This is a genomic window from Phenylobacterium sp., assembly GCF_020253645.1.
Classification (GTDB): domain Bacteria; phylum Pseudomonadota; class Alphaproteobacteria; order Caulobacterales; family Caulobacteraceae; genus Phenylobacterium.
Genome location: NZ_JADCBG010000158.1, coordinates 1 through 5,994 on the forward strand (window position 1 = coordinate 1; position 5,994 = coordinate 5,994).

At 69.9% G+C, this 5,994-nt stretch carries 5 protein-coding genes; all 5 read right to left on the reverse strand.

Features of this window, described 5'->3' with window-relative positions:
• Nucleotides 1-91: 91 nt before the first annotated feature.
• A complete protein-coding gene (locus INE98_RS10760; protein ID WP_293538844.1) occupies nt 92-1,609 on the reverse strand; it encodes a Ppx/GppA phosphatase family protein in 1,518 nt (505 codons plus the stop codon).
• Nucleotides 1,590-3,788: an RNA degradosome polyphosphate kinase gene (locus tag INE98_RS10765; protein WP_293538845.1), complete on the reverse strand. Its 2,199-nt coding sequence runs from the start codon at nt 3,786-3,788 to the stop codon at nt 1,590-1,592. Before INE98_RS10765 ends, INE98_RS10760 begins: the two co-directional genes overlap by 20 nt.
• Nucleotides 3,789-3,857: 69 nt before the next feature.
• Entirely contained in the window at nt 3,858-4,526 is a 669-nt protein-coding gene (locus INE98_RS10770) for a chromosomal replication initiator DnaA (RefSeq protein ID WP_293538847.1), read from the reverse strand.
• Nucleotides 4,527-4,626: 100 nt separating this feature from the next.
• Nucleotides 4,627-5,388, reverse strand: coding sequence for an arginyltransferase (locus tag INE98_RS10775; protein WP_293538849.1), 762 nt, complete (start codon nt 5,386-5,388; stop codon nt 4,627-4,629).
• 51 nt (nt 5,389-5,439) lie between these two features.
• A partial coding sequence (locus INE98_RS10780) for an OmpA family protein (RefSeq protein ID WP_293538851.1) occupies nt 5,440-5,994 on the reverse strand: 555 nt, incomplete at its 5' end.

Below are 5,994 nucleotides of genomic sequence, written 5' to 3' on the forward strand. Positions count from 1 at the left end.
CACGATGTCCAGGCGGGGAGACAGGGGAGCGATGCGCTCCCGGATACGAAGATAGGAGGCCTCGGACATCAGGACCTGGAGCACGTGCGTATCATCCCATCTGCAACCGAGTCTTCAGGGTTTGTGCGAGCGTCAGAGCACGCTTGGCCGCCTGCTCGCCCAGGAGCATGTCTTCCCATCCGGGGTCGGTGAAGACACGAAGCCGATCCCCGTCCAGGTTCAGCCGCGCGTGCCGGAGCACCTCCACGTTACGCCCGGCGAGATCGCAGCCAAGCCGGATGGCGGCGCCGAGCGCCCGGGCTCTCGCGCGGCGCTCGGGTGTGAGAAGGCGGGCGACCATCTCCGGCTCCGGAGTCGCGGCGCTGGAATCATGGCGTGAGAACACCGTGCACGCCAGGAAGGCCCGTTCGGGGTGACTCATCCCGGCGATCGGAGCCCTGAGGGCCTTGTCAAAGGCGAGGTTCGCCCTGTGATCAGGATGCAATCGCGCGCCGAGGTCCGCGAGACGGCAGGCCGCTGACAGGAGAATCGGGTCCCGGGCGCCGAAGGCGGGCGCCAGGTTCGCGAAAACCGGCCTCAGGAAATCCTCCATGGCGGGTCCCAGTCCGGGCGTGAGACCGCGCTGGGCGACAAGGGCCTCGCAGCCTGCGATGAGGGGGTCCTGTTCACGGATGGTCTCCGGCATGGACTCGAGCAGAAGTCCCTCTCGAATGCCGAAGGCCGAGATCACCACACGCTGGACCTCCAGCGCCTGAACCACTTCAGACAGGACCACGGCGGCGTAGGGCAGGGTGTCGAACCGCTTGCGCGACAGTCCGCGTATGCCCTCGAGGGAGGAGCGCGACTGACGGGCCACGAACCGGCACATGTCCAGCAGGTCCATCCGCTGGATCTCGTACTGGTGGGCGATGTGGAGCGGATAGCTCTCCAGCTCCATGTGCAGGAGAGCGAGATTGCGCCAGGCGCCGCCGACCGCATGAAACTCCCGGCTGGAAAGCCTTTCCGCATGGGGACGTAGAGCGCGGGCCACGGAACGCCGCACCCTCTCGGCGTCCATGGGCCGGGGCGCGCCGAGGGCAAGAGGTCCGAGCGGCAGGCTTACACCCTGACCAGGGCCGTCGAGGCGGACAAGCTCGAGACTGAAGCCGCCGAGATCTCCCGCAACCCCATGGGCGTCCGACTGGCCGGCCAGGACCCCGAGGGCGCTGTAGCGCGCCTCTTCTTCGCCGGACAGGACACGGACCGAGATCCCGGTCTCGTCCTCCACCGCCCTCAGGAAGGTCCGGCTGTCCCGCGCCTCGCGGACGGCTGCGGTCGCGACGACAAAGGTCTCCCGGCTGGACCACCCCTGAAGCAGCACCCGGAAACGCCTGAGGACCGCCATGGCGGTCTCAACCCCCTCTGGTGAGAGCCGGCCCGTCGTCTGGAGATCACGCCCGAGGCCAGCGAGGGCCTTCTCGTTGTAGGCGGTCCAGATCGTCCGCCCCTCCAGCCTGTAGACCACCAGGCGGATCGAGTTCGAGCCGATGTCGATGACCGCCGCGTGCCGGGTCTCGGCAGGCTCGGGTCCTTCGACGGCTGGGGATCGGTTAGGTGCGAGTCGCCACATGATCGATAGCGCCAGGAAGGTCCTTCACCCTTTGTCCTCTGCCGGACAGGCTGGGATTGGTCATGAAATACTCGTGGGAAGAAAAGGCCCCGGGGTGATCCCAGGCCTGATCCCGGGCGTACTCGCCGGAGGCGTCGAGCGTCCAACTCTGCGCCTCGTCGCGGATGTTGGCGAGCAGAATCTGCTGCAGGACCTGCTCGTGGACGGTGGGGTTCTCCACCGGGGTCAGGGCTTCCACCCGCCGATCGAGGTTCCGGGGCATCCAGTCCGCCGAAGAGATGAACAACCGGGCGTTAGGGGAGGGCATCTCGGACCCGTTGGCGAAGGCGACGATCCGCGAGTGCTCGAGGAACCGGCCGACGATCGACTTGACCCGGATGTTCTCGGACAGGCCAGGGACGCCGGGGCGAAGGCAGCAGATTCCGCGGATCACCAGCTGGATGTCCACGCCGGCCTGGCTGGCCTCGTAGAGGGCGTCGATGATCTCGGGGTCGACCAGGGAGTTCAGCTTGGCCCAGATGGCGGCGGGTCCGCCTGCGCGAGCGCGGTCCGCCTCGCCGGCGATCATGCGCAGCAGGTCCGCCTTCATGGTGAGGGGCGAGAAGGACAGCTTCTCCATGCGCTGGGGCCGGGCGTACCCCGTCACGTAGTTGAACAGCCTGACCGAGTCGCGCCCGAGGGCCGGGTCGGAGGTGAAGAGCGACAGGTCGGTGTAAACCCGGGCCGTCTGGGGGTGGTAGTTGCCCGTGCCGAAGTGGCAGTAGGTGCGCAACTGGTCGCCCTCCCGGCGGACCACCATCGAGATCTTGGCGTGGGTCTTGTACTCGACGAAGCCGAAGACGACGTGGACCCCCGCGCGCTCCAGGTCCCTGGCCCACTTCAGGTTGGCCTCTTCGTCGAACCGGGCCTTGATCTCCACCAGGGCGGTGACGTTCTTGCCATTCTCCGCCGCCTCGATCAGGGCGGCGACGATGGGGCTGTCCTGGGAGGTCCGGTAGAGGGTCTGCTTGATCGCCAGGACGTGGGGGTCCCGGGCGGCCTGGCGCAGGAACTGGACCACCACGTCGAAGCTCTCGAAGGGGTGATGGACCAGGATGTCCTTCTCGCGGATCGCGGCGAAGCAGTCGCCGGCGTGATCCCGGATCCGTTCCGGGAACCGCGGCTCGAAGGCGCGGAACTTCAGCTCCGGCCGGTTCGGCGGGATCAGCTGGGACAGCTCGTCGAGCCCCAGCAGCCCCTCGACCCGAACAATGTCGTCGCGACGGGCGTGCAGGTTGGAGCAGATGAAGTCCTGGAGGTCCCGGGGCATGTCGGCCTCGATCTCCACCCGGACCACCGAGCCCAGCCGGCGCTGCTTGAGACGCTCCTCAAACTCGCGGACGAGATCCTCGGCCTCCTCCTCGATCTCGACGTCGGAGTCGCGGATCAGGCGGAAGACGCCCCGGGCCTCGACCCTCGAGCCGGGAAACAGCCGGTCCACGAAGAGGGCCACGAGGCTTTCCAGGGAAACGAAGCGCCGCTCCGGCCGGCGGCGGGGCCCGGGCTGGATCGGCAGTTCCCAGAACCGGGCGACCTGGGCGGGGATCGGGACGAGGGCATAGAGCGAGCGCCGCTCGGCCTTGAGCCTCAGCTTGAAGACCAGGGAAAAGGCCAGGTTCGGGATGAAGGGAAACGGGTGGGCCGGATCGATGGCGAGGGGCGTCAGTATGGGAAAGAGCCGGTCCTGGAAGGCCAGTTCGAGGGCCTCGCGGTCCCCGGGGGTCAGGGCCCCGGCGCCGACGACGCTCAGCCCCTGGGCGGAAAGCTCCGCGGAGAGGTCACGCCACTGGGCCTGCTGGTCGGCCATGAGGGCCGCCGCCTGGGCGTTGATCCGTTCCAGCTGCTCGGCCGGGGTCAGGCCGTCCTGGCTGAGGGAGCGCACGCCCTCGCGGACCTGCGCCTTCAGGCCGGCGACCCGGACCATGTAGAACTCGTCGAGGTTGTTCGCCGAGATCGACAGGAACCTCAGGCGCTCCAGCAGCGGGTGCCGGGGATTCCGGCTCTCGGCGAGGACCCGCCTGTTGAACGCCAGCCAGGAGAGCTCGCGGTTGAAGAACCGCCCGGGCGATCGCATCAGGTCAGCCTTCAGCGGCGTGCTGGGCTTGCGGGCGGCGGCCTTGTCGCGTTCGGCGGGGATCATCTGGCGGGGCTCTCCGGGCGGATCGGTACCACTCCGCCGGGGATGGGCCAAGTCCGTGACAGCTCCACGTCAGGCTTCGAAAAGGTCAAGGTTTTCCGCCGTGTCATCCAGGAGTTCCCGGGCCAGGGCGCGGGTCACCGGGCGCAGGTCGCCGGCGGAGGCCTCGTGCAGACGCTCCACCATGTCGCGGGCCGCGGGCACCGAGCGGTCGATCCGGCGGACCAGGTAGGGGGCCAGGTCGGCGGGCGGGCGGATCCCCCGGGCCCGCAGGAAGGCCTCGATCACCCCCAGGAGGATCTCGTCGTCGACGGCCTCGATCAGCGCGACATCGAGGGCGTTGAGGCGCGAGCGCAGGTCGGGCAGGCCGGCGGGCCAGGCGGCGGGGCGCGTCCGGGCGGTCATCAGCACGCCGCGGCCGGCGGGGGCCAGGTTGAGGAGGTGGAACAGGCCCTCTGCGCAGAACCCCCGGTCGACGTCTTCCAGGAGCACGGGGCCGCTCCGCGCCGCGGCGATGTCGGGGCGAAGAGGATCCAGCCGCAGGGCGCCGGCGTGCGCGGCCCAGGCCTCGGCCAGGCGGCTCTTGCCACAGCCCTCCGGCCCGGCGAGGACCAGGACGCCCCCCGGCCAGTCCGGCCAGGCCGCCAGCCGCCGACGGGCGTCGGCATTGCCGGCGCCCTCGATGAAGACGCCCCGGGCCTCGAACAGGGGGTTCCAGAAATCCAGCAGGGCCTGGGTCATGCAGACGGGTGCTAGCCCCGTTCGGGGCCGCGGGTCGACGGTCCGCTCCGCCGGGGCCGGGGATGGCCGGCCAGACCCTGTGGGCCGCCTGTGGATGACATCAGGCGTCCGGCGCGTCGAGGTCCCGGGGCGCCATCAGGCGCCAGCCCTGCGGCCCCAGGGCCTCCAGAGGCTGGAAGCGGGCCTTGTAGTCCATCTTGCCCGATCCCTTCACCCAGTAGCCCAGATAGACATAGGGCATGCCGGTCAGCTGGGCCTGGGTCAGGTGGTCGAGGATCATGAACCGCCCCAGGCTGCGCCGGGGCAGGTCCGGATCATAGAAGGAATAGACCATCGACAGGCCGTCGCCGAGCAGGTCGACGAGCACGCAGCCCGCCAGCTCGCCCGGCGCGCCGTCCTCCGAGGGCAGGCGATACTCCATCAGGTGGCTGCGCACCGGGGTGTCCTCGACCATGGCGACGAAGTCGGCCCAGCCCATGTCGGTCATGCCGCCGCCGGCGTGGCGGGCGCCGAGATAGCGGCGCAGCAGGCTGAACTGCTCCATCGTCGCCTCGGCCTCCACCAGGCCGCGCTTCAGGTCGGCGTTGCGGTTGAGGGTCTTCCGGTCCGAGCGCGAGAAGGCGTAGTCCGCCGCCGGGATGCGCACCGAGATGCAGGCCGCGCAGGTCTCGCAGGCCGGCCGGTAGGCGATGTGCTGGGAGCGCCGGAACCCGCTCTGGGTGAGGGCGTCGTTCACCACCGGCCCCTCCAGCAGGGGCAGGTGGGCGAACACCTTCCGCTCCAGCCGGTCGGGGAGGTAGGGGCAGGGGGCCGGGGCGGTCAGGTAGAACCGGAGCTGGCGGGTGGGGAAATGCTGCGTCACGCGCAAGACTAGACCCTGAACACCCCGCCGGGCGCAAGACCTGACGCCGGGTCAGAAGGCCGGTTCGGGCGGCAGGACCGGGGCCTCGCGCAACAGGACGATGGCGATGCGCCGGTTGCCGGGCAGGCTGGGATCGTCGGGATAGAGCGGCTCGGAGTTCGCCTTGCCGGCGACCTGGTAGACTCGGTCCGGCGAGACGCCCGAGGCCTGGAGGATCCGCCGCGCAGCGTCGGCCCGGCCGGACGACAGGGCCCAGTCGCTGTCCAGCTCGCCGCCGCGCCAGTCGGCCGAGGTGTGGCCGGAGATCGAGATCCGGTTGGGCAGCTGGTTCAGCGTGCGGGTGATGGCCCGCATGAGGAGCCGGCCCCGGTCGTTGGGAACCGCCGAGCCCACGGGGAAGAGCGAGCGGCCCTCCTGGTCCACCAGCTGGATGCGCAGGCCCTCGGGGGTCTTGTCGACGATGACGTTTTTCGACAGCTCGGCCAGCTCGGGCATGGACTGCAGGGCCTGCTTCAGGGACTGGGCGGCGGACTCGAACTGGGCCTCCTCGCGCATCTGGCGGGCGGAGGCGAGGGCGTCGGAGACCTGGGCCGCCGCATTGGGCCC